General features: G+C 69.3%; 14 protein-coding genes and 3 pseudogenes. 15 read left to right on the top strand and 2 right to left on the bottom strand.

Features of this window, described 5'->3' with window-relative positions:
• Positions 1–115: 115 nt before the first annotated feature.
• The 9 genes and pseudogenes from FRANEAN1_RS33435 to FRANEAN1_RS33470 all read left to right on the top strand — a co-directional run bounded on the left by FRANEAN1_RS33435 (position 116) and on the right by FRANEAN1_RS33470 (position 12,575).
• On the top strand, positions 116–958 hold the full coding sequence (locus tag FRANEAN1_RS33435) for a hypothetical protein (RefSeq protein WP_020464108.1): 843 nt from the start codon (positions 116–118) through the stop codon (positions 956–958).
• Between the two features lie 10 nt (positions 959–968).
• Positions 969–1,763, top strand: coding sequence for a SpoIIE family protein phosphatase (locus FRANEAN1_RS33440; protein ID WP_020464109.1), 795 nt, complete (start codon positions 969–971; stop codon positions 1,761–1,763).
• On the top strand, positions 1,760–3,226 hold the full coding sequence (locus FRANEAN1_RS33445) for a phosphotransferase (protein ID WP_020464110.1): 1,467 nt from the start codon (positions 1,760–1,762) through the stop codon (positions 3,224–3,226). The genes FRANEAN1_RS33440 and FRANEAN1_RS33445 overlap by 4 nt, the downstream gene beginning before the upstream one ends.
• Positions 3,223–6,549, top strand: a complete 3,327-nt coding sequence (locus tag FRANEAN1_RS33450; protein WP_020464111.1) for an ATP-binding cassette domain-containing protein — start codon at positions 3,223–3,225, stop codon at positions 6,547–6,549. The genes FRANEAN1_RS33445 and FRANEAN1_RS33450 overlap by 4 nt, the downstream gene beginning before the upstream one ends.
• 433 nt (positions 6,550–6,982) lie before the next feature.
• The gene (gene recA, locus FRANEAN1_RS33455) at positions 6,983–8,020 is read left to right on the top strand and encodes a recombinase RecA (RefSeq protein ID WP_020464112.1); all 1,038 of its coding nucleotides are present in this window, start codon (positions 6,983–6,985) and stop codon (positions 8,018–8,020) included.
• Positions 8,021–8,095: 75 nt separating this feature from the next.
• Positions 8,096–8,209 (top strand): annotated as a pseudogene (locus FRANEAN1_RS41800) (IS6 family transposase); the annotation flags it as partial.
• 687 nt (positions 8,210–8,896) lie between these two features.
• Positions 8,897–9,955, top strand: a complete 1,059-nt coding sequence (locus tag FRANEAN1_RS33460; protein WP_020464113.1) for a transposase family protein — start codon at positions 8,897–8,899, stop codon at positions 9,953–9,955.
• A 435-nt stretch (positions 9,956–10,390) separates the two neighbouring features.
• Complete coding sequence (locus FRANEAN1_RS33465; RefSeq protein WP_041255062.1) at positions 10,391–11,581, top strand: PLP-dependent aminotransferase family protein; 1,191 nt, start codon at positions 10,391–10,393, stop codon at positions 11,579–11,581.
• Positions 11,582–11,609: 28 nt separating this feature from the next.
• Positions 11,610–12,575: a D-alanine--D-alanine ligase gene (locus FRANEAN1_RS33470; protein ID WP_020464115.1), complete on the top strand. Its 966-nt coding sequence runs from the start codon at positions 11,610–11,612 to the stop codon at positions 12,573–12,575.
• A gap of 16 nt (positions 12,576–12,591) precedes the next feature.
• On the opposite strand, the gene FRANEAN1_RS33475 is transcribed toward FRANEAN1_RS33470, so the two are convergent.
• Positions 12,592–13,305 (bottom strand): class I SAM-dependent methyltransferase, encoded by a 714-nt coding sequence (locus FRANEAN1_RS33475; protein ID WP_020464116.1) that lies wholly within the window; start codon positions 13,303–13,305, stop codon positions 12,592–12,594.
• An 11-nt stretch (positions 13,306–13,316) separates the two neighbouring features.
• On the opposite strand from FRANEAN1_RS33475, the gene FRANEAN1_RS33480 reads away from it, so the two are divergent.
• Positions 13,317–14,384: an integrase core domain-containing protein gene (locus tag FRANEAN1_RS33480; RefSeq protein ID WP_020464117.1), complete on the top strand. Its 1,068-nt coding sequence runs from the start codon at positions 13,317–13,319 to the stop codon at positions 14,382–14,384.
• A gap of 82 nt (positions 14,385–14,466) precedes the next feature.
• Here FRANEAN1_RS33480 and FRANEAN1_RS33485 read toward each other — a convergent pair.
• Positions 14,467–15,036, bottom strand: a pseudogene (locus FRANEAN1_RS33485) (IS701 family transposase); the annotation flags it as partial.
• 203 nt (positions 15,037–15,239) lie between these two features.
• Here FRANEAN1_RS33485 and FRANEAN1_RS33490 point away from each other — a divergent pair.
• From FRANEAN1_RS33490 to FRANEAN1_RS33515, 5 genes and pseudogenes are all read left to right on the top strand, one after another.
• Positions 15,240–16,259: a helix-turn-helix domain-containing protein gene (locus FRANEAN1_RS33490; RefSeq protein WP_347176862.1), complete on the top strand. Its 1,020-nt coding sequence runs from the start codon at positions 15,240–15,242 to the stop codon at positions 16,257–16,259.
• 592 nt (positions 16,260–16,851) lie between these two features.
• Entirely contained in the window at positions 16,852–18,945 is a 2,094-nt protein-coding gene (locus FRANEAN1_RS42700) for a serine/threonine-protein kinase (RefSeq protein ID WP_049795822.1), read from the top strand.
• Positions 18,946–19,109: 164 nt separating this feature from the next.
• Positions 19,110–20,175: pseudogene (locus tag FRANEAN1_RS39950) on the top strand (integrase core domain-containing protein).
• Between the two features lie 18 nt (positions 20,176–20,193).
• Entirely contained in the window at positions 20,194–20,376 is a 183-nt protein-coding gene (locus FRANEAN1_RS33510) for a helix-turn-helix domain-containing protein (RefSeq protein WP_041255065.1), read from the top strand.
• 102 nt (positions 20,377–20,478) lie between these two features.
• A complete protein-coding gene (locus FRANEAN1_RS33515; RefSeq protein WP_020464122.1) occupies positions 20,479–22,449 on the top strand; it encodes a tyrosine-type recombinase/integrase in 1,971 nt (656 codons plus the stop codon).
• Positions 22,450–23,137: the final 688 nt, after the last annotated feature.

Here is a 23,137-nt window from a genome sequence, read left to right on the forward strand (position 1 = left end):
CAGGACGCGTCGAGCTCAGGACCGCGTCGGATTCCGGACCGCGCTGACCTTGGGACCGTGTTGACCTTGGGACCGCGCTGACCTTGGAACTGTGTTGACCAGGACGGATGGACGAATGTACGAGCAGACCTTCTCCCGTACCAACCCCGGCTGCATCGTGTTCCTGCTGGACCGGTCCGACTCGATGAAGCAGCCGTGGCAGTCCAGCGGGGGCACGCTCGCCGAGGGCGCCGCCCGCGCCGTGAACAAGATCCTGCTCGATCTGTGTGTGAAGTCGGCGAAGGAGGTCGGCGGCCGGGCCAGGCACTACTTCGACGTCGGGGTCTTCGGCTACGGCGCCTGCCCGGTGGCGGGCGGCGAGGGCGTCGAGCCGGCGCTGGCCGGGCAGCCGATCGTGCCGATCCCGGAGGTGTTCGACAACCCGCTGCGGGTCGAGGCCGAGCAGTCGGTCGACGCCGTTGCCGGCTCCCGGCTCCCGGTCTGGATCGAGCCGGTGTTCGGCTACCGCACCCCCATGTGCCAGGCCATCGCGACGGCGGGCGAGCATGTGTACGGGTGGGCGGCCAGCCACCCCGACTCGTTCCCACCGATCGTCATCAACATCACCGACGGGATGGTCACCGACAGCCCGTTCGACGGCGCCGACCTCGCCGAGTGGGCCGCCCGGCTCACCTCGATCGAGACCCGCCACGGCCGGACACTGCTGTTCAACATCTTCCTTTCACCGACAGTCGCGCCCGAGGCGCTGTTCCCGGTCACGGCGGCGGACCTGCCCGAACCGGGCCCCGAGCTGTTCGCGATCTCCAGCACGCTGCCGGCGTCGATGGTCGCGAACGCCCGCGGCGCGCGGGTGGAGATCGCCGACGGTGCCCGCGGATTCGTGTTCAACGCCGGCCTGGCGACGCTCGTGTGGTTCCTGGAGATCGGCACCCGGGTCGCCGACGTCCGCGACCGGTGAGGACCTGCTGATGATCCTCGCCCGCTCCGCCTGTTTCTGGCTGGAGAAGCTGGGCAGCGCGGCATCGGAATGGGAGGACGCCGCCGCCTGCCACGACGGCGACCCGGCCACCGGTGTCGCCCCCCGCTACGTGGTCGTGGACGGCGCCACCGAGGCCTACGACGCGATCCGCTGGGTGGCGCACCTGGTCGGCTCGTTCGTCGCCGACACCGGGCCCGACCTCACCCCCGACGGGCTTCGCGCCTGGTTCGAGCAGGTCCAGCGGCTGTGGGTGGCCGGGGCGCCCGCGCGGTTCGCGACCGTCATCGAGGAGCACAAGTTCCACACGCAGGGGTCGTTCGCGACGTTCCTGGGATGTCGCCTCACCGGCCTCGACGGGCCCCGGGCCCGCTGGGAGGCCGCCGCCCTCGGGGACACCGTGCTCTTCCACGTCCGGGCCGGCCGGCTGCTCACGCACTTCCCGCCGATCGGCGCGGACGACTTCGGTCTCTCCCCCGACGGGATCGGCACCCGCCCGGAGGCGCTCGGCCCGATGCTGCGTGCGCTGGAGCTGGCCAGCGGCGAGGTTCGCGCGGGCGACGTGCTCTTCATCGCCACCGACGCGCTGGCCGAGTGGCTGCTGCTGGAGGCCGATCGCGACGAGGCATCGCTCTGGGCGGCACTCGCCGGCCTGGACCACGACGCGGCGTTCGCGGCGATCGTCGCCGACCAGCGCGCGGCCGGGCGGATGCGCAACGACGACGTCACGCTGCTGCGGGTCCGGCTCGCCACGGCCGAGCCCGGCGCACTGGTGGTGTGTTTGTGAGCGACCAGCTGTCCGCCGAGGACTACATCAAAGCCGTGCAGCGGCCCGATCTCGTGTTCAACCGTCCCGAGCTGACCGAGGCCCGGTTCGACGTACACCCGATGCTGGGCATTCCCGTCCCGGCGTCGGGCAGCACGGCGGTCGTGTTCCGGGCGACGGTCGGCGGCACCGCGCAGGCGTTACGGTTCTTCACCCGCGAGGACGCTTCCACCCAGCAGCGCTACACCGCGCTCAACGCCTGGTTCACCGAGCGTGGGCTCACCGGCGACGTCGCCGGCTGCCGGTGGGTGGACGACGCGATTCTCATCAACGGTCGGCGCTGGCCGATGGTCCAGATGGAATGGGTGGACGGGCACACCCTCGACCGGCACGTCGAGGACCTTGTCGAGGCCGACGACCGCGCGGCGCTGGCGACGCTCGCCGCGTCCTGGCGTGACCTGCTGCGCCGGACCCAGGCTGCCCGGTTCGCGCACGGCGACCTGCAACACGGCAACGTGCTCGTCGACACGGCCGGCCAGCTGCGCCTGGTCGACTTCGACAGCTCGTGGATCGCCCCGTTCACCGGCTCCTCGCCGCCGTCCGAGGGCGGACACCGCAACTACCAGCCCCAGAACCGGCCCTGGGGCCCGTGGATGGACACCTTCCCCGGGCTCGTCATCTACCTCTCGCTGCTGGCGCTCGCCCGCGAGCCGAAGCAGTGGGAGCAGCTCAACGACGGCGAGAACCTGCTCTTCCGCGACAGGGACTACCAGCCTCCGCACCGGACCGAGGTGTGGTCGTGGGTCGAGCGGCTGCACGACCCACGGATCGACCAGCTCTCGGCCCGGCTGCGGGCCTGCTGCGCCCCAGGCTGGACGGCCACCGGCGACCTGGAAGGGCTGATCTCGGGGCCCGTCCCCTGGTGGACGCGCACGGCCGCCCACCCGCCAGCCGGCGCGTCGCCCGAGGCCACCACCGCACAGCCCGAGGCCACCACCGCGCCGCTCCCAGCCGTCACCGCGCCGGTCAAGGTCACCACCGCGACGGTCCAGGGCACCACCGCGCCGCGCCAGACCACCGGCGCGCCGCCGTGGCCGCCTCCCCAGCCCGCTCCGCCGGCGGGGCAGACCGTGTGGTGGAAGCAGCCGCCCGGGCAGCGGCCGGAACCAGGGCGACCGGCACCGGCGCAGCCCGGACCGGCCCAGTCCGGACCGGCCCAGTCCGGACCGGCCCAGTGGGCTCCCGTGCGCGCCGCCGGGCGACGGCTGCGCGCAGTGGGCTGGTACCTGTTCGCAGCGGTCGCGGCCGTGGCGACCTGGGGGCTTGGCAGTGCCCTCATCGCCGCCACGCTGACCGGCCTGGCCCCCTCCGACGAGGCCGCCATCTCCGCGCTGCTCGCCCTCGTGCCAGCGCTGATCGTCCTCGTCCTCCTGGTCCGGCGACGGCGAAGGCGACGGCGACAACCACCGGGGAAGGCGCGATGACGCAGCGGATGTTCGGCCCGTACCGCATCGAGGAGCTGCTGGGCCGCGGCGGGATGGGCGAGGTCTACCGGGCCTACGACACCGGGCAGCAGCGGATGGTGGCCCTCAAGCTCCTGCTCCCGAGCCTGGCCGGGGACTCGCACTACACCGAGCGGTTCCGCCGGGAGTCCGAGACGGTGGCGCAGCTACGCGAGCCGCATGTGATCCCGATCCACCGCCACGGCGAGATCGACGGCCAGCTCTTCATCGACATGCGCCTGGTGGAGGGCTCCCACCTGGGCACGGTCCTGCGCGGCGGGCCGCTCGACCCGCGGACCGCCGTCGACGTCGTCGAGCAGATCGCCTCGGCACTGGACGCCGCGCACGCCGACGGACTGGTGCACCGCGACGTCAAGCCGTCCAACGTGCTGTGCGCCGGCCGCGGCCGTCCGACCGACTTCGTCTACCTCGTCGACTTCGGGATCGCCCGGACGGTCGAGGGTGCCGGGATGACCGCGACCGGGGCGGCGATCGGCTCGATCGAGTACATGGCGCCCGAGCGGTTCCTCTCCGACCGGGTCGACCACCGGGCGGACGTCTACTCGCTGGCCTGCCTGCTCTTCGAGTGCCTGACCGCGCGCAGGCCGTTCGTCACGGCCGAGCGGCTCGGGGTGATCAGGGCGCATCTGGAGGAGCCACCGCCCGTCCTGTCGGCCGTGCGGCCAGGGGCACCGGCGGCCCTCGACGCCGTCATCGCGCAGGGCCTGGCCAAGTCGCCGGCCGACCGGCATCCCGCCGCGTCCGTGTTCGCGGCCGCCGCCCGCGCAGCCCTCGGCTCGGCGGCCCCGGCTCAGCCGCCCGCCGCCCTGGCCACGGGCGGCAGGTGGTGGACGCGGACGAACGCAGCCCCCGCGGCGACCCCCGCGTCCTCACCCCCGTCTGCGCCTGCGCCTGGTCCGCCAACGCCAGCGCCGCCCGGCTCGCCCGCCACACCCGCGTCAGGCTGGTGGCAGGCCACAAGCACACCACCGCCCGCACCGCCCGCACCACCCGCACCGCCCGCACCGCCGGCCACACCCGCGTCGGGCTGGTGGCAGGCTGCGAGCGCCCCGCCGCCAACGCCGCCCGCATCACCGGCCACACCCACCGCGCTCTTCGAAACCAGGCACCACCAGCCGAAACGGCCAGCCACCGCCACGCCTTCACCCACGACGCAGGGGCCGGGCTCCCCAACCTCCGGGCTACCGCCAACGGCACAGGCGCCGGGCAAGCCCACCTCCGGACCGCCACCGACGGCACTGCCACCAACAGCACCGGCGCCGGGCACCGCCGGCGCGTCCCGCCCGGGCGGGACGTGGTGGGGGCGTAAGGCCACGGCGCTGCATCCGGTCGGGGCTGCGCCGATCGTCATCGGCCGCGCGCCCGAGTGCGACATCGTGCTCACCGACCCACTCGTCTCGCGCCGGCACGCCGAGCTGCGCCAGGTCGGGACCGAGCATCGGATCGTCGACCTCGGCAGCTGGAACGGCACGTTCGTCAACGGCCACCGGATCAGCCAGGCGGCCACGATCGGGGCCGGGGACATCGTCGGCATCGGGCATGCCCTGCTGCACCTGCAGGGCGGCACCCTCGTCGAGTACACCGACTCGGGTGACATCTCGTTCGAGGCCGACGGCCTGGCCGTCACCCGCTCCGGCCGGCGGCTCCTCGACGGGGTCGGGTTCGCCCTGCCGCAGCGCAGCCTGCTGGCCGTCGTCGGCCCGAGCGGCGCCGGGAAGTCCACCCTGCTCGGCGCGCTGACCGGGCAGCGCCCCGCCGACTCCGGTGAGGTCCGCTACGCCGGCCGCGACCTCTACGCGTCCTACGACGAACTGCGCCAGCGCATCGGCCTCGTCCCGCAGGACGACATCCTGCACCCACAGCTGACCGTCCGCCGGGCCCTGCGGTACGCGGCCGAACTGCGGTTCCCCGCCGACACATCCGCGGCCGAGCGCAACACGCGGGTCGAGGAAGTGCTCGGCGAGCTGGGGCTGGCCGATCACGCGGACCAGCGGATCAGCACCCTCTCCGGCGGCCAGCGCAAGCGCACCAGCGTCGCGCTGGAGCTGCTCACCCGCCCGTCGCTGCTCTTCCTCGACGAGCCGACGTCCGGGCTGGATCCGGGCATGGACAAGTCGGTGATGCAGACCCTGCGCACGCTCGCCGACGACGGCCGGACGGTGGTCGTCGTCACCCACTCACCCGCACAGCTCCACCTGTGCGACCGGCTGCTCGTGCTCGCGTCGGGCGGCCGGCTCGCCTACTTCGGCCCGCCCGGCGAGGCGCTCGGCTACTTCGGCCAGCGCGACTTCGCGGACATGTTCCTGCTCCTCGACCAGTCCCGGGACGTCGACTGGACAGCCCGGTTCCGGGCCTCGCCCCAGTACGCGAAGTACGGGATGCCGAGCGGCGCGGCGCAGCCCACGGTGGGTCCCGCGGTGGGTCCGGCGCCAGCCGTGCCGGACCCACCGCCACGCCAGCAGCCGGCACTGCGCCAGTTCGCCGTGCTCGCCCGCCGCTACCTCTCGGTGATCGCGGCCGACCGGGCCTATGCCCTGTTCCTGTTGGCGCTACCGCTGGTCCTGAGCCTGTTCGCGCAACTGCTGCCGGGTGGGCACGGCCTGTCATGGAAGAGCCGGCAGACCAACCCCGACGACGACATCGCCCCGCTCATGCTCATGCTCGTCCTCGGCTGCGCGTTCACGGGGTTCGCCGGAGCGTTCCGGGAACTGGTCAAGGAGCGCTCCGTCTTCCGCCGGGAGCAGGCGATCGGGCTCTCCCGCAGCGCCTACCTCTGGTCGAAGCTCGCCGTCCTGGGCATGATCACCAGTGTGCAGGCCGTGATCCTGGCCTTCGCCGGACTGGTCGGCAAACCCGGGCCGGACACTCCGCTCGCGCTGGGGAGCGGGGTCACCGAGGTCGCTGTCGCCATGATCGCGGTCGCACTGGCCGCGATGGTCCAGGGTCTGCTGGTCTCGGCGCTGATCAGCAATGCCGATCGCGGCATGCCGATCCTGGTCGTCGTTCTGCTGTTGCAGTTCCTGCTGTGCGGGCTGCTCATCCCCCTGAACGGCCGCCCGCCACTGGAACAGCTCGCGTACCTGATGCCGGCCCGATGGGGGTTCGCGATGGTCGCCGCGACCACCGGCTACCGGCAGGGCGACCCCGATCGTGACCCGCTGTGGAAGGACGACGCCGGCACCTGGGCGCTTGACCTCGCCGCGCTCCTGCTGTTGACCGCGGCCGTCGCGGCAGCGACGTGGCCCGTGCTCCGCCGCGGATCAACCCCCCGGAAGGGCCGCTGATCACCGCGCGGCATGGCCAGCGAACCCCTGGGCTACACCGTTGACGTCCTCCCCCGCGTGAACCGCGAGGGATTCCACGGCGCGCCCACCCCGTCACAGACCTAGCCCGGCAGCGGGTCGGGTGCCGACCGGTCCTCGGTGGCTTCCTCAACGAGTACCGCAACGCCGGCCGACAACTCCCATAGACGATCACCTCAACCGCAAAAAGCCAGCCCACAGACCGAAACTCAGATCTTGGAGTCCCCCAGGCACCAGCCCAACGCGGGTGTGTGCCGGCGTGTCGTCGCGCCTTCGAACGAATGTTCGGCTACTGTTGCCCACAGAATCTCCGCCGCCCACAGAACCGACCCGGCTTCCGAAACTGTCGGTCCCACGGCCTAGCGTCGGCTCGTGGCCAAGACCCGCCGACCTCAGTCAGCATGGAGTAACTCCAATGGTGGGACCCGACCGCGAGAAGGCGTTGGAGAACGCGCTCGCGCAGATCGACAAGCAGTTCGGCAAGGGCTCGATCATGCGGCTGGGTGACGATATCCGGCCGCCGATCCAGGTCATCCCGACCGGCTCCATCGCGCTGGACGTCGCGCTCGGCATCGGGGGTCTTCCCCGTGGACGCGTCGTCGAAATCTATGGGCCGGAGTCGTCCGGAAAGACCACCGTCGCGCTACACGCTGTCGCGAACGCGCAGACGGCAGGAGGCATCGCGGCCTTCATCGACGCCGAGCACGCCCTCGATCCGGAGTACGCGGGGAAGCTCGGCGTCGACACTGACGCCCTGCTCGTCTCCCAGCCCGACACCGGGGAGCAGGCGCTGGAGATCGCGGACATGCTGATCCGCTCCGGCGCACTGGACATCATCGTCATCGACTCGGTGGCCGCCCTCGTGCCGCGCGCCGAGATCGAGGGGGAGATGGGCGACAGTCACGTAGGCCTGCAGGCCAGACTCATGTCGCAGGCACTGCGGAAGATCACCGGAGCGCTCGCGAACTCCGGCACCACCGCCATCTTCATCAACCAGCTCCGCGAGAAGATCGGCGTCATGTTCGGGTCGCCAGAGACGACCACCGGTGGAAAGGCGCTGAAATTCTATGCGTCGATCCGGCTCGACGTGCGCCGCATCGAGACGCTGAAGGACGGCACGGAGGCTGTCGCCAACCGCACGCGGGTCAAGGTGGTCAAGAACAAGATGGCCCCACCGTTCCGAACTGCCGAGTTCGACATCGTCTACGGCGGCGGTATCAGCCGCGAGGGCTCCCTGATCGATATGGGAGTCGAACACAGCATCATCCGTAAGTCCGGCGCCTGGTACACCTACGACGGCGACCAGCTCGGCCAGGGCAAGGAAAACGCACGGTCATTCCTGCGCGACAACCCGGACCTGGCCAACGAGATCGAAAAACGGATCAAGGAGAAGCTCGGCCTCTCCCCGACGCTGGACGCCGACGCTCCCCCGCCAGTCCCGGTGAACCTCTGACCAGGGCGTGATGTACGGCTCTGTTGCGTCCGGCCAGGGCAGGCCTTCGCGCTGATTGTCGGGCATGATCAAGTGATGGGTCGAGGTGCGGTCGTTCCGCCGGTGCCGGTGTCGGAGTCCGCAGAGATCCGGTTTCCGCCGGAGGTGATCGTGCTGGCGGTCCGCTGGTACCTACGGTTCGCGCTGTCAGTGGGGTCTGTTGCATCCAGTCGTGACCGGCGAGGCCCTGGCGGGGCATGTACCGTCAGTGTGATCACTTCTAGGGGGAACCGGATCTCTGCGGACTCCGCCACCGGGAGCGGAAGGCAAGGGCGAAGAAGAGCCGTTCCCGATCATGCTTGAATCCGCGCCGGACCCTGCCCTGACCCGTGTAGCAGATCAGTAGCCGGTGAGAAACCGCATGGTTTCGCGGGTATCCCAAGAACCGGCTCGGGAAGTTCTCCGGGGTCCTCGAAAGATTCGACGAATCGCCATCGGGAATGCTTCAAAAAAATGCGCAGGAAATGCCCTCCGAGGCGGGCCGCCAGGGACTCGAACCGGCGCTGTTGCGTCGGCGAGGTCCGCCATCGCGGACGTCGCCCGAGCGGCCACCGATCTGCCGGGAGATCCGCGAGCTGGTCCTGCGCCTCGCACTGAGAATCCGACCTGGGGCCACCGCAGGATCCAGGAGAGCTCGTCGGGCTGGGCTACTCGGTCGGGGTCGCCACCATCTGGCCAGGGCTCCGACAAAGTCGTGATCGGCGTGTCGGCCGGCCTCGCGGTCCGGTAGCGGCTACAGGGGCGGGCCGGGAACGGCCCTGGGAAATGGGCGGACGCGGCGCCCACGGGATGATCGAGGTTCCTACACCATGATCGTCCGAGAGTGGGGCCGCGTCCGTGCCTTCAGTGTCGCCTACCCGCGTTCCCGACGGTCGACGGGCCCTGCTCGCGGGCCGGGCCGTCGCGCGGGCCGGAGGGCTGCTCGGCGCACTGGGCGCGGTGCCCGGCCGGCGGCGGGCGCGGGGGCGTCGCTACGGGCTGGCGTCGGTGCTGGGGCTGTGGTTCGCCGGGGTTCTGGCAGGTCAGCAGACGTTCACCGCGGTCTGGGAGTGGGCGGTCGACCTGCCGGCGGAGTTGCTGGCCGGGTTCGGGCTGACCCGGGGGATCCCGTCGGAGCGGACGACCCGACGCCTGGTCGAGGGCTGCGACCCGGTCGCGCTGGACGAGGCGCTCTCGGGCTGGATCGCCCGTGCCGCCACGGTCGGGGACCCGGGGCCGCGGGGGCTGGCCTTCGACGGGAAGACCCTCAAAGGCACCAGGTCGTTCACCGAGGCGGGCGCGATGAGCCAGGAGGCGGTCCTCGAGGCGGTCTGGCACGACACCGGGATCACCGCCGGCCACCAGCGGGTCGTCGGCGGCGACGAGATCGCCGCCCTCGAGGCACTGGCCGGCCGGCTCGACCTGACCGACGTCCTGGTCACGACGGCCGAGAAGGGCCACGGCCGGGTCGAGGTCCGTTCGTTGAAGGCGCTGACCGTCACCACCCCGAAACTCGTCGGCTTCTGGGGCACCAAGCAGGTCATCGAACTGCGCCGACGGACCCGACGCAAGAAGACCGTCACCGCGGCGCCGACCGTCTCCGAGGAGGTGTTCTACCTGGTCACCAGCCTGCCCGCCGAACAGGCCCACCCCCGCGACCTCGCCGCCCGCGCCCGCGCCCGCGGCCACTGGACCGTCGAAGCCATCCACCACGTCCGCGACCGCGTCCTCGACGAGGACCGCCACACCGCCCGCACCGCCAACGCCCCACTCGCCTGGGCGATCGCCCGCGACACCGCCATCAGCGCGCTACGCCTCACAGGACACAGAAGCATCGCCAAAGCCCTGCGAACCACCGCCCGCCAGCCCGAACGCGTCCTCCAGACCATCGCCCTGATCAGCGAAAAGGGACTTTGACGGCGCCCTGGTCTTGAGGTACAGCACTCCGCCGCCCAGCGTCCTGGCAAAGGCGAGGAAGCCTTGGAGGTCCACCGTGTCCGGCGAGATGTTCGCCTCCGGGGCGAGGTCGCGTTCCGGCACCGCGGGCACCAGCGTCATGGTGTTGCGCGCCGCGAACTCGGTAACGGACACGGCCAGCTCAGCTAGATTTCTCATGGCTCAACCGTAATAACTGAGTGCGACAGTTTCCTCACGAACCCGGCAAGTGACGTCGGGAGTGAGACGGATCGGGGCAGGTGCAGTCGGCGAGTCGGCGGAGAACGTGTTGGGCCGATTGCGGCCGGCGCCGCGACCCTCACTGCCCGGTGTGCGGCGGGGTGGGTACGGCAGGTAGTGTCGCGGAGCGTGACTCTCGATCGGTGGCGGGATCGGTACGCCCAGCGTGCCCAGGGGATGATCGCGAGCGAGGTTCGGGCGTTGTTCGCGGTGGCATCCCGTCCCGAGATCGTGTCGCTCGCCGGGGGGATGCCTCCGGTCGACGTCCTTCCGTTGGAGGCGGTCGCGGCGACGGTGTCGGAGCTGGTGTTGAGCCGGGGTGCGGTGGCGCTTCAGTACGGCTCGGCGCAGGGTGATCCGGGATTGCGGGCGCGGATCTGTGACGTGATGGCGATGGAGGGCATCACCGACACCCACCCGGACAACGTGGTGGTGACCGCCGGGTCGCAGCAGGCGCTGGACCTGCTCACCCGCGTGTTCATCGACCCGGGCGACGTGGTCGTCACCGAGGGGCCGACCTACGTCACGGCGATCAACACGTTCGCGGCCTACCAGGCGCGGATCGTGCACGTGCCGATGGACGGCGACGGCCTGTCGCCGTCCGCGCTCGCGGAGACGTTGAGCCGCCTGGCCGCCGAGGGTGCCCGGGTGAAGCTGCTCTACACGGTGCCGACGTTTCAGAATCCCGGCGGGATCACGCTGACCCCGCCACGGCGGGCCGAGGTGATCGAGCTGTGCCGCCGGGCGGGGGTACTCGTGGTCGAGGACAACCCGTACGGGCTGCTGTCGTTCACAGGTGAGCCGGTGCGGGCGATGCGCGCCGACGCCCCGGATGACGTGGTGTATCTGGGTTCGTTCTCGAAGACGTTGGCGCCGGGGCTGCGGGTCGGGTGGGCGCTGGCACCGCCTGCGGTGACCGCCCGGCTGGTGTTGGCGGCGGAGTCGGCGATCCTGTCGCAGTCGATGTTCACGCAGCTGGCCGTTGAGCGGTATCTGGCGACCCAGCCGTGGGCGGAGCAGGTGAAGGCGTTCCGGGAGATGTACCGGGAGCGCCGCGACGCCATGCTCGACGCCCTGGACGAGGTGATGCCGCCCGGTGCGAGCTGGACCCGCCCTGACGGGGGGTTTTTCGTCTGGTTGACGCTGCCGGACGGGGTAAACACGAAGGCGATGTTGCCGCGGGCGATCGCTGCCCGGGTCGCCTACGTTCCCGGGATCGGGTTCTACGCCGACGGCTCGGGTGGTACCAGCATGCGGTTGTCGTACTGCTACCCGCCGCCGGAGCGTATCCGCGAGGGGGTCGGCCGGTTGGGCGCGGTCGTGCGGGATGAGCTGGCCCTGCGTGACACCTTCGGTTCCCGTCCCTGATGTGCCCGACGCTGTGAAGGATCCGACGATGACTGATCTGGGCCGTGTGCTGATCCTCGCCGGCGGGCTGTCCCCCGAACGGGAGGTCTCCCTGCATTCGGGGGGGAAGCTGCGCGACGCACTGACCCGCATCGGGGTCGAGGCGGAGCTGGCCGACGTCGATGCCGCGACGCTGCCTGCGCTGGCGGCCGACCCGCCCGACGTGGTGTTCCCGGTGCTGCACGGGACCTCGGGCGAGGACGGCACGATCCGCGAGGTGCTGGATCTGTACGGCCTGCCCTACGTCGGTGCCCTGCCGCCGGCCTGCCGGGTGGCGTTCGACAAGGCGACAGCGAAGGCGGCGGTCGGCGCCGCGGGGGTGGCGACACCGGAGGCGGTGACGCTGCCCCGCGAGGCGTTCCACGACCTGGGGGCCGCCGCGCTGATCGAGCGGATCGTCGCCCGGCTGGGACTGCCGGTCGTGGTGAAGCCCCGCGCGGGTGGGTCGGCGTTCGGGGTGACGCACGTCGACGACGCGGGTGGACTCGCCGAGGCGTTGATGAGCTGCTTCGGGTACCACGACTCGGCGCTGATCGAACAGGCCGTCGCCGGGGTCGAGATCGCCATCGGTGTCGTCGACAGCGGCGACGGGCCGGTCGCGTTGCCGGCCGTCGAGATCGAGCCGAGGGCGGGGGTGTACGACTACGCGGCCCGCTACACTGCGGGCGCCACCTCGTTCTTCACCCCGGCGCGCCTGCACAAGGACGTGCTGTGGGCTGCGGCTGAGACCGCGCTCACGGCGCACCGGGTGCTGGGGCTGCGGGACCTGTCCCGCACCGACATGATCGTCGACCGTGACGGTGTCGCGCAGTTCCTGGAGGTGAACGTGGCCCCGGGCATGACCGACACGAGCACCTGGCCGATGGGGCTGCACGCCGCCGGTCTCGACTTCGCCGTGGTCTGCCGCGACCTCGCGGCCCACGCCTGCGACCGCCGCGACGTCGCTCGCTGCTGAGCGCGGGAGCCGCCGCTCAGCGGCGATACACCGAGACGTGCTTGCGGGCCGTGTTGGGGTCGTAGGCGGTGGCGTCCCAGTCGCCCCACCGGTGCGCGAGTCGGAGACCGGCGGCTGCTGCCAAGGCGTCGATCTCCTCGGGCCACAGGTAGAGCATCCGGCCCGGGTACATCCGGACCGGTGCCCCGTCGGCCAGCACGATCTCGTGGTAGTCGAAGGTGCGTTCGGTGACAGTGTTTGTGGCGGCGAACAGCACCACGCGGTCGGTGCTGCGCTGCTTGACGACCACGGCGGAGTCGGCGGGGAACACGCCGGGATGCGGCCCGTCGGGCAGCCGTCCGGGCCGGGGCACGAACGTCTCCAGCACCAGCGATCCGCCGTCGCCGAGAGCCTTCGTGGCCTGGCTCAGGAACCGGGCCTGGACGTCGCGGTCGGCGAGGAGGAAGAACGTGTTGAACACGGCGTAGATCAGCGGAACCGGGTCGGCGACAGTGAAGGTCGCCGCGTCGGCTTCGACCGCGGTGACCGCAAGCCCCTCCGTCATGGAGGAACGGTGCAGCTGGCGGGTCATCTCGCCGGAGGCGTCGATCCCGACGACCGGGACCCCCGTGCGGGCGAGGGGGAGGGCGACCCGGCCGGTTCCCGAGCCGATCTCGACCGCCTGTGGGGTGCCAGAAGTCGGCTTGAGCCTGTGACCTGGGGCGATGCGCCGGCGCGGGGCCGGCGGCATGATGGTCAACTATGTCCGTACGCCTGCTGTACCTGATCTTCGTTCGGGTCTGTAGCTGGCTGGTTCTACTCGGCCGCTCGTCGGCGTCGAAGAACATCGAGCTGCTGGTGCTACGGCATGAGGTCACGGTGCTGCGCCATACCCAGCCCAAGCCCCGGTGGGACTGGGCAGACCGGGCGGTCCTCGCCGCACTGACCCGACTCCTACCCAGGGCACTGCGAGCCCACCGGCTGGTCACCCCTGGCACCGTCCTCCGGTGGCACCGCCGTCTGATCACACGGAAATGGACCCACCCGCAGCGGACCGGACGGCCACCGATCAGCACGGAGATCGCCACGCTGATCAAGCGGCTCGCGACCGAGAACACGACATGGGGCTACCAGCGAATCCAGGGCGAGCTCCTCACGCTCGGCCACGAGGTCGGCGCGTCCACGATCCGCCGGGTCCTGAAGACCCTCGGGCTGCCCCCGGCACCCAGGCGACACACCGACACGACCTGGCGGCAGTTCCTACGCACCCAAGCCGCGACCATGCTGGCGGCCGACTTCTTCCATGTGGACTGCGCGGTGACGCTGCGGCGTCTGTACTGCTTCTTCGTCCTGGAAGTCGGCTCCCGCACCGTCCACATCCTCGGGGTCACCGCCCACCCCGACGGACCGTGGACCACCCAACAGATCCGCAACCTCCTCATGGACCTCGGCGCCCGGGCCGCCGACTTCCAGTTCCTGGTCCGCGACCGGGCCGGACAATTCGCCGCATCCTTTGACGCGGTCCTCGCCGACGCCGGCATCACCACCGTCACGATCCCACCCCGAACCCCCCGGGCGAACGCCTACGCTGAGCGGTTCGTTCTCACGGTCCGGACCGAGGTCACCGACCGCATGCTGATCTTCGGTGAACGGCATCTGCGCACCGTCCTGGCCGACTACGCCGCCCACTACAACGGACAGCGACCCCACCGCGGCTGTGACCTTCAACCACCACGACCCGACCACCCCATCGCCGACCTGACCAAGGAACAGATCAAGCGCCGACCCATCCTCGGCGACTTGATCAACGAATACGAACGAGCCGCCTAAATGACCAGGTCAAGGCCGGTGGCCGAGTTCTGGCACCCCACACGTCGGCCGCGACCCAGCCGGTCGCCACGCCGGCGTCCAGCGACCGGGTGAGCGTGCGCCGCACCAGCGCCGGCTTCGTCGCGAACCCGGTTCCCTCGGGCACGCCGGCCGCCGCGCACCGCGCCGGGTCGCCAGGCCAACTGCGGGGCAGGTAGAGAGCGCGGTCGATGAACGCTTGGCCGCGATCGGTGGCATAGGTCAGATAGACCGCGACCTGCGCGTTTTCGATCCTGCCCGCGGTGCCGGTGTACTGGCGTTGGACACCGACCGTCGCCGTTCCCTTCTTCAGGTCACCCGTCTCGTCGACGACCAGCACCGCCCCGGCGGTGCCGAGCCTGTCGACGACATAGCCCCGCAGGTCGTCGCGCACGGCGTCGGCGTCCCAGACCGCGCGGGCCAGGAGCCGCTGCATCCCGTGCGGGCTGTCCTCCCCAGCGTGCTCCGCGAGCGTCCAGCAGTTCGCCCGACCCAGCCCTGCCATCAGCCCGAGCAGGAACGACCGCACCCGCCGCCGTGTCGCCGCCCGCGCGAAACGTGGATCGACCAGGCCCAGCAAACCCTCGAACTCACTCCGCAAGTGATCACTGTCTATGCTGTGGCCCGCGGCCACCGGTAGATCCTGACGAGTCCTCACAAACCCGTGATGATCACCGGTGGCCGTTCCGCGTCCTGGCATCGACACACAGCCATGCCGACTCGGCCACCCACCGTCAGCCCACCCAGATCAAGTAATCACAAAACGACGGCTGCCGTACTAGTCATAAGATGGCACAAATCACCTGTCTCACCTCATCTTGACGGGTAGGTCAACGAGTGTCTGAACTCGCGCCCGAAGAAGCGCCCCTGGTGCAGGAACCTGTAACGACCCTGTCCACTGACATCGTGCCGGCGCGGGAACGGTTTGAGTGGTGGGCGCATCGAATGTGTCAGGATATCATGCCCACAACGATGGCTAGCGATCACGCCGACTGCTTCCGCGGGAGAATCGACGTGTCCGGCCTGTCCGGAACCACGGTGGTGGCACTCACCTTCTCGCCGCTGTCGGGTCGCCGGAGCCCCGCTCTCATCCGGCATCATGATCCGGAGGACTATTACCTGTTCATGGTCCACGGCAGCCCAATCAGACTGGAACAGTCCGGCAATGTCACATGCCTCACGGCCGGAGACATGGCTCTGTTCGACACGTCCCACCCTCTGGCGGCCGACTTCCTCGACCATGGCCGGCAGAAACGTGTGACGCTGATGCGGCTGCCCAGGGCTTCCCTGCCGCTGCCGGGCGGTACGACGGACTGCCTGCTGGGCAACACTCTCCTCACGCGAACCCCGACAGGGGCGCTGCTCGGCCAGTTCCTGTCCGGCTTCCGGGAGAATGCCGCCGCGTGTGGCTCGGCGGAACTGCATCGGCTGGGCCGCATCGGATTCGATCTGGCCGTCACTTTCCTCGCGAGCCACATCGACGCGCAGCACACTCTGCCTGTGGAAACCCGTGAGCATGTACTGCGCGCACGCATCGACGCGTTCATCGAACACAACCTCGGCGATCGCGGTTTACGGCCGGCCACCATTGCCGCGCACCACCACATATCCGTACGCACGCTGCACCAGCTGTTCCAGGGCCAGCCCGAGACGGTCAGCGCGATGATCCGGCGACGCCGCCTCGAACGGTGCAAGGTCGATCTTCTCAACCCGCAGCTGAGACACCACACGATTGGCGATATCTCCGCTCGGTGGGGATTCCGCCACCCCGCAGACTTCAGTCGCGCCTTCCGTGCCGCCTACGGCGCGCCGCCCAGGGACCTCAGACACCCAGAATCTCACGGCCCTTGCACCTGACCCGTGCGCCGCTTGCCAAGCCTCTCTGCGCTCTGTGCCAACGACTCAAGGACGCGAGACGTGGCACGCTGAATGTCCAGCAGGCCACGAGGGTCTTCATCGAGCCCCTTCCATTCTTTGCTGGTGCACAGGAGCCGGTTGTGTGCGCGGGTGAGGAAGAGGGCGTGTCGTTGGCCGGTCGGGGTGATCTGGTAACGGTTGGTGTGCCCGACCGGAACTTCTTTCCACGGCAGGGCCGGATCGAGACACGCGCCCTCAAGGCCGTCACCGTCCCGGCCGGGCTCGGGTTCCCCCACGCCGAAGGGCGGGAGTCACCCCTCCCCATGCCTGATGTCCCGTTGAACACATCGTCGTCGAAAACACCTGTTGGTCACCGTGAAACGCAACCAGCCCACCGTCCACACCCGGTTGAAAACCCAAGTTCTGGAGCCCCACAGGGAATCGCGACGTTTGGCGGGAAGGGCCAGTCTGGTCTGCGAGGTCCGGAGATAATGTCCGTATCTTTCTGCCTGTATCCGTGTCGGTGCTTATAGTCAGAGGTGCTCTGTGGTCCTCGCTGCCCGTCAGGGATGCGGGTAGAATGTGGAGGGAAATGGTGGGCAGCACCCCAGTAGGCACGCCGGGCGAATACGAGCTGATCGATGGCCCCGTGCTCACGCGCCTTCGTCCGGGAGACCCCCGGGAGATAAGCGATTATCTGCTCCACGCCCGGATCGGCGAGGGCGGAATGGGTGCCGTGTATCTTTCGTACACCCGTGGTGGCCGTCCGGTGGCGGTGAAGGTGATCCGGCCTGAGCACGCTGCCGACCCAGGATTCCGTCGCCGCTTCGAGAAGGAAGTGGAAATAGCCAGGAAGGTCCAGGGGAGGTACACCGCCGAGGTTGTTGGCTTCGATGCGCAGGCGCCGCGTCCCTGGCTGGCGACCGTCTATGTCGGTGCGCCTTCCCTTGCTGCTTCCATAGCCCGCCATGGCCCGCTGCCAACGGAGAGCGTCCTGGTGATGGCCGCGGGAGTCGCGGAGGCGTTGCAGTCGATCCACGCCGCCGGCGTGATTCATCGTGACCTTACGCCCGGCAACATTATTCTTGCCGGGGACGGTCCCCGGGTCATCGACTTCGGCATTTCGCGGGCGGTTGAGAACCCCGGGCAGGAAGTCAGCCAGTCCTTCTCCGGGTCCCCTCCGTTCATGGCCCCCGAGCAGATCTCGGGCCAGCCACTCAACGCGGCCGGGGATATCTTCTCGCTCGGTGCCACCGCCTACTTCGCCGTCACCGGCGAGAAGCCGTTCGGCGTCGGCCCGCTCATGTACCACCGCATCGTCCACGACGAGCCGGACTGGGACCGTTGCCCGGAGCAGATCCGCGAGATCCTGCGACAATGCCTGAAGAAGGACCCCGGGGAGCGCCCCACCCCGGCCGCCCTCATCAGGCTGTGCCAGGAGGCGTCCACCAGTGCGCGGCTCCGTGTCGCCGAAGGCTGGCTTCCGTCAACCGTCGTCGCTGATCTAACCCGTTACGTCCTTGCTCCTCCCGGGCCGCCTAGGCCGACCCGGGATCCGGAAACAGCGGCGGCTCAGCCGGCCAGCACTCGAAGCCGCAGGCGGGCCGCATGGCTCGTGGGCGGGCTCAGCACGGCGGCGTTCGTGGTCGTCGTGGTGCTTCTGGTGACTTCGGGCAAGGTGATCTCGGACCGGTTCAGCGGCAGCACCCCCGCCCTGCTCCCATCGGCCACGGGCAGATCTACCTCAGAGGGCCCGGCGGAACCTGCTCCCGCCGCATCGGCCCCGCCGACGACCAGCTCCGTACCGAGTGTCCCGACACCGTCCCCGTCCACCACGGCTCCCTTCAAAACGGCTCCCGCGCCGCCGGCACCCGGCCCGGTGGCGGGGGGGCAACTGCACATTGCCGGTTCGGGCAGCGTGCTGTACGCGATCGATGGGCAAACCGGGGTCCACATGTATTCGGAGTCGGGCAGGAAGTGGATTTCGATCGGCGGGCCGAAGGGCCGACTCTATGGCGGTGGCTACGGCCTGTTTGCGACCGACGATGTTTCCGGCGACATCTATCGATACCTGGGCGCTCCGGGCCGATGGCAGCGTGTCGGTTACGAGGGGAGGACTTTCGCAGTGACCGGGGATGCGCTCTATGGTCTCACGCCAGACGGAAAGCATGTTAACAGGTACACCGGGTCGGGCGAGGAGTGGTATACCGTTGGTGATGATGCGCGCACAATTTATGGTGGCGGTTACGGCCTGTTCGCGACTAATCCCATAACTGGGCACATCTATCGCTACCTGGGGTCGGCCGGGTGGACGCGCATCGGTGGGCCCGGGGCGGATTTCGCGGTGACCGGGGATGCGCTCTATGGTCTCACGCCAGACGGAAAGCATGTTAACAGGTACACCGGGTCGGGCGAGGAGTGGTATACCGTTGGTGATGATGCGCGCACAATTTATGGTGGCGGTTACGGCCTGTTCGCGACTAATCCCATAACTGGGCACATCTATCGCTACCTGGGGTCGGCCGGGTGGACGCGCATCGGTGGGCCCGGGGCGGATTTCGCGGTGACCGAAGACCGGATCTACGGCCTTTCAGAGGACGGAAAGTCAGTTTCGATGTACTCGGGCTCAGGTGACGTGTGGTTTCCGATCGGCGTGCCGTCGGCAGGCGGTCGCGTCAGCGGGTAGCAGCCCGCTGGCGGGACCGTTTCAAGATCGGTCGGGTAGCCCGGGGGATCTCAACTGTGGGGCTCCAGAACCCCGATTCGAGCCGTGTGGGGTGCCAGAAGTCGGCTTGGGCCTGTGACCTGGGGCGATACGCCGGCACGGGGCCGGCGGCATGATGGTCCACTGTGTCCGTACGCCTGCTGTATCTGATCTTCGTTCGGGTCTGCGGCTGGCTGGTCCTCCTCGGTCGTTCGTCGGCGTCCAAGGACATCGAGCTGCTCGTGCTGCGGCACGAGGTCGCCATGCTGCGCCGTACCCAGCCCAAGCCCCGGTGGGACTGGGCGGACCGCGCGGTACACGCCGCACTGATCCAGCTTTTACCGAAGACACTGCGAGCGCACCGACTGGTCACCCCCGGCACCGTCCCACGGTGGCACCGCCGTCTGATCGCACGGAAATGGACTACCCGCACCGGACAGGACGACCGCCGGTCAGCACGGAGATCGCAACCCTCATCGAGCGGCTCGCGACCGAGAACACGACATGGAGATACCAGCGGACCCAGGACGAGCTCCTCACACTCGGCCACCGCATTGGCGCGTCCACGATCGCCGGGTCCTGACGTCCCTGCGGCTGCCCCCGGCACCAACACGCCAGACCGACACGACGTGGCGACAGTTCCTACGCACCCAGGCACCGACGATGCTGGCGGTCGACTTCTTCCACGTGGACTGCGCCATGACGCTGCGGCGTCTGTACTGCTTCTTCGTCCCGGAAGCCGGCTCCCGCTCCGTCCACATCCTCGAGGTCACCGCCCACCCCGACGGGCTGTGGACCACCCAACAGATCCGCAACCTCCTCATGGACCTCGGCGCCCGGACAGCCGACTTCCAGTTCCTGATCCGCGACCGCGCCGGACAATTCACCGCGTCCTTCGACGCGGTCCTCGCCCACGCCGGCATCACCACCGTCAAGATCCCACCCCGGACGCCCCGGGCGAACGCCTACGCCGAACGGTTCGTCCACACAGTCCGGACCGAGGTCACCGACCACATGCTGATCGTCGGCGAACGGCACCTACGTTCTGTCCTGGCCGAGTACGCCGCCCACTACAACGGACGACGACCCCACCGCAGCCGCGACCTTCAACCACCCCGGCCCGACCACCCCGTCGCCGACCTGAGCCAGGAACGGATCAAGCGCCGGCCTGTCCTCGACGGCCTGATCAACGAATACAAACGAGCCGCCTAAAAGACCAGATCAACGCCGGTGACCGAGTTCCGGCACCCCACAGGAGAAATACTCGGCATCGGCCGAACCGCGAGCTACGAACTCGCCCGACAGGGAAAATTTCCCGTCACCGTCATTCGTGTCGGCCGCCGCTACATCGTCCCCACCAGCCCCCTCAAACAACTCCTCGGAATCGACACCGAATCCGACGGCCACGCTTGACATATCGGTTTCAACGAGCATCAATACGAATGCCCCGCCACGAATCGGACTATCGGCGGGACATCATTCCCATGCTCGAATCAACCTCCGGAGCGCGGAAACGTGAAAGGTACCCTGTTCAAAAAATACGGATGCCGAGACCCCGAAACGGGACGGCAACTCGGCCGCTCCTGCCCCCGGCTACGTCGCGCTAACGGCGGATGGCGTTCGGACCACGGCACCTGGTCCTACCGCGTCGACCTACCGCGCTATCCCGACAGCAAACGCCGCCTCGTCAGCCGCGGCGGTTTCCCCACACAGGGAGAAGCCCGCGAAGAACTCGAACGCATCGAAGCACTTCTCGCCGTCGCCGACAAGGGCGACAAGGGCGACGAGGGCGGGCTACAGAAAGTCGCGGACCTCATCGGCAACGCCATCACCACCGGAACACCCCTCCCGAACCCGGTCGACGTGAAAAACCGCTACCGGCGCAGCGCCGACCTCAACCCAGACATCACCGTCCAAGACTGGATGACCCGCTGGCTCGCCAGCCGCAAAACCATCCGCCCCACCACCCGGCAAGGCTACGAAGCCTACATCAAGGTCCACATCGTCCCCGCGATCGGAACCATCCGCCTCGACAAACTCACCGTCACCCACCTCGATGACATGTTCACCGCCATCGACAACACCAACAACGACATCCGAAAAGCCCGCGAGTCCGACGACCCCGACATCCGGCGCGCCGCCCAACGCAAACGCATCACCGGCCCCGCCACCCAACAGCTCGTCCGCGAGGTCCTCCGCGCCGCACTCAACGACGCCATCCGACGCGGACTCATCACCCACAACCCCGCGAAACACCTCGAGCTCGCCTCCGGGAAACGCCCCAAAGCCCTCCTCTGGACCGACGAACGCGTCAGCCGCTGGCGCGAAACCGGGCTCAGACCCTCCCCCGTCATGGTCTGGACCCCCGCCCAGACCGGACGCTTCCTCGACCACACACAGACCGACCCGCTCTACCCCATCTACCACCTCATCGCCTACCGCGGACTCCGCTGCGGCGAATCCGTCGGCCTCCACTGGGACGACATCGACTTCACCCACGCCACCCTCACCATCCGCTGGCAAGTCATCCAGATCGGCTACGCCACCCAGCTCGGCCGACCCAAATCCGACGCAGGCGACCGCGTCATCTCCCTCGACACCAACACCCTCACCGTCCTGAGAATCGCCCGCACCCGCCAACACGCCGCCCGCCTCGCCGCCGGCCGCGACTGGCCCGACACCGGACTCACCTTCACCCACCCCGACGGCCAGCCCATCCACCCCGAACACCTCACCAACCGCTTCCACACCCTCCTCGACGACGCCGCGCTACCCCCCATCAGCCTCCACGGCCTCCGCCACGGCGCCGCCACCCTCGCCCTCGCCGCCGGCGCCGACCTCAAAGCCGTCCAAGAACTCCTCGACCACTCCACCATCACCCTCACCGCCGACACCTGCACCCACATCCTCCCCGACCTCGCCAGCGAGATCGCCGAGAACACCGCCCGGCTCATCCCCCGCGCCCGCACCCCCACGACTACCCGAAGACCATCACCAAGCACTGGCCCCCACCAGCCCCGCCCGGGCCCGACCCGGGCGGGGCTGGCACCCACACCACCCACCAACCCCCAGAAACACCCCCGACGCGCCCACCCGCCGGAACCTCACGCCCCGCCCTCCCCCCGACCGAGCAGTTGGGTACGATGGTCCACAGCAGGGCCGTTAGCTCAATTGGCAGAGCAACCGGCTTTTAACCGGCGAGTTTCCCGCCCGGCGGCCGTCGCGAACCTTGATCGACATCGCCTTGACCTGCATCGTTCGAAAAAACGACCCTCCAACGCGAGCGCGTCGGGCCGTGTGTGTGCTCAATGTGTGCTCATTGTGTCGTCGCCCGCCAAACGATCTCCGGTTGCCGCGCTGCGCAGCGGGCGAACCCGGCCGGCCGAAAGAGGCGGGCTCGCGGCGATACACCAGATGAGTTTGATCGGTATGGCGGGCCAGCACTGCTGCGTCGGAGATCACAAGCCGAAAAGTCCTGAGATCTGACCATGTCTGCGGTCGCGCGGTCGCGCGGTCACGCGGTCACGCGGTCGACGTCGATGCGCGAGTCTGGACAAGGACACATCTGGCCGCGAACAGGGCGGGTGATGCAGGTGGAGAACGAGCAGGCGCGGCGTCGCCCTGACACCGAATACCGGGCGGCCCTGGGACTACCGGCCGACGGACCCATACCGGCAAGCCTGGGCACGGTCGGCGGCTCCCGCGGCGGCGGTCACGCCGGCCGGATCAACCAGACGACCACCGGACGACCGGCCGGTTGGCGGCATCCCACCCGGTCGGCGCGGAAACACCGGGCAAGCACGGAGGCGAGCACCATGAGCAGCAGGAGTAGCAAGGCCGGTCGGAGTATGACGAGCAGCGGGAGGTCGTCACGGTCGACGCCGATGACAGGGAAAGCGTCGTCGCGAGTGCAGTCGTCCGCGGCCCGTAACCCCTCGGGCCGGTCGACCCGGACCGGGTTCGCACCGCGAGTGCAGTCCGCAGCCGCACGGAACACGGGCCGGGCCGGATCCAAGTAGCCCTGTCCCAGGCCAGCAGTTGATGGACAACCTCCATCTCAGCTCAGCCTGACAGATAGGATCCGCCCAGCCACGATCACAGGCATGTTACGGTACGAATCGTGACCGATCCGCTATGTGAGGTCTGTGGCGAGCGTCGACCCGACGCCGTCGAG

This window comes from Parafrankia sp. EAN1pec, assembly GCF_000018005.1.
GTDB lineage: Bacteria > Actinomycetota > Actinomycetes > Frankiales > Frankiaceae > Parafrankia > Parafrankia soli.